The organism is Micromonospora sp. NPDC023888, from assembly GCF_040639415.1.
Classification (GTDB): domain Bacteria; phylum Actinomycetota; class Actinomycetes; order Mycobacteriales; family Micromonosporaceae; genus Micromonospora.
In genome coordinates, this window is sequence record NZ_JBEZZW010000093.1 from 1 (window position 1) to 1762 (window position 1762).

Here is a 1762-nt window from a genome sequence, read left to right on the forward strand (position 1 = left end):
AGGTACCCCGGGGATAACAGGCTGATCTTCCCCAAGAGTCCATATCGACGGGATGGTTTGGCACCTCGATGTCGGCTCGTCGCATCCTGGGGCTGGAGTCGGTCCCAAGGGTTGGGCTGTTCGCCCATTAAAGCGGTACGCGAGCTGGGTTTAGAACGTCGTGAGACAGTTCGGTCCCTATCCGCTGTGCGCGTAGGAATATTGAGAAGGGCTGTCCCTAGTACGAGAGGACCGGGACGGACGAACCTCTGGTGTGCCAGTTGTTCTGCCAAGGGCATGGCTGGTTGGCTACGTTCGGGAGGGATAACCGCTGAAAGCATCTAAGCGGGAAGCCTGCTTCGAGATGAGTATTCCCACCTCCTTGAGAGGGTAAGGCTCCCAGTAGACGACTGGGTTGATAGGCCGGATATGGAAGCCCAGTAATGGGTGGAGTTGACCGGTACTAATAGGCCGAGGGCTTGTCCTCAGTTGCTCGCGTCCACTGTGTTAGTTCTGAAGTAACGAACTCCCACACCCCCTTGTTGGGGTGGCTGGTTGTAGTTCGGATATCTTCATAGTGTTTCGGTGGTCATAGCGTTAGGGAAACGCCCGGTTACATTCCGAACCCGGAAGCTAAGCCTTTCAGCGCCGATGGTACTGCAGGGGGGACCCTGTGGGAGAGTAGGACGCCGCCGAACAATTTTTAGCCTCAGTCCCCGGATTTTGTGTCCGGGGGCTGAGGCATTTTTGCGTTCCGGACCAGGAATTCTGTTTGACGCACACCGCCGTCCGGCGGTCGGATGGCCCGCATGGACATGCACATCGACGACGACCTCGTGCGGCGCCTGATCGCCGGCCGGTTTCCGGAGTGGGCGGCATTACCGGTGAAGCGTTTTCCGTCCGGCGGGACCGTGAACGACGTGTACCGGCTCGGGGACGACATGGTCGTACGACTGCCACTGACCGAGGGTGGGGCGGCGGACCTGGTGAGGGAGCGGGAGTGGCTGCCGCGGCTCGCGGAACGGCTCCCGGTGGGCATACCCGAGGTGCTGGGAGCCGGTGGACCGGCGGAGGGGTTTCCCTGGGCCTGGGCGGTGTACCGGTGGCTGGACGGCGCCAACCCGCGGCCCGAGGCGCTCGATGAGCCGCTGCTGCTGGCCGAGGACCTGGCCCGGTTCGTGGCCGCCATGTGGAGCGTCGAGCTGCCAGGGGCGCCGGCGGCGTACCGGGGTGGCCCGCTGGGCACGCTCGACGCCGCGACCCGGGCGGCGATCGGCCGGCTGAGGGGCATTCCCGAGGAGGGTGTGGACTGCGACGCCGCTCTGGACGTGTGGGAGGAGGCGCTGCGGGCGCCGGGGCCGCACGGGGCACCGGTGTGGGTTCACGCCGATCTGATGCCGGGCAACCTCCTGGTGGACGGCGGCCGGCTCGGAGCGGTGATCGACTTCGGGTGCATGGGCGTGGGCGACCCGGCCTGCGACCTGTTCCCCGCGTGGAACCTGCTGCCGGCCGGGGCCAGGGAGGTCTTCCGGGCGGCGCTCGGCGTGGACGACGCCACCTGGCTCCGGGGCAGGGCCCGGGCGTTCTCGCAGGCGCTCATCTCCCTGCCGTACCACCGCGGGAGCAACCCGGCGATGGCGGACAACGCCCGCCACGTCATCCGGGCCGTCCTCGCGGCCTGACCGCGTGGGGAGAGCCGTCGGCCCGAGGGGAATTGCGTTGCCGGGCAGGGGCGCCGGCGTCAGGATCGGGGCATGGAACACGTGATACGCCCCGTCCGGGC

1 protein-coding gene and 2 rRNA genes are annotated in these 1762 nt (G+C 66.6%); all 3 read left to right on the forward strand.

The window, feature by feature from the left end; all coding sequences use genetic code 11:
* Nucleotides 1–466 (forward strand): 23S ribosomal RNA (locus AB0F61_RS34145); the annotation flags it as partial.
* 94 nt (nucleotides 467–560) lie between these two features.
* A 5S ribosomal RNA gene (gene rrf, locus AB0F61_RS34150) occupies nucleotides 561–677 on the forward strand.
* A 111-nt stretch (nucleotides 678–788) separates the two neighbouring features.
* A complete protein-coding gene (locus AB0F61_RS34155; protein ID WP_357818521.1) occupies nucleotides 789–1661 on the forward strand; it encodes an aminoglycoside phosphotransferase family protein in 873 nt (290 codons plus the stop codon).
* Nucleotides 1662–1762 lie beyond the last annotated feature (101 nt).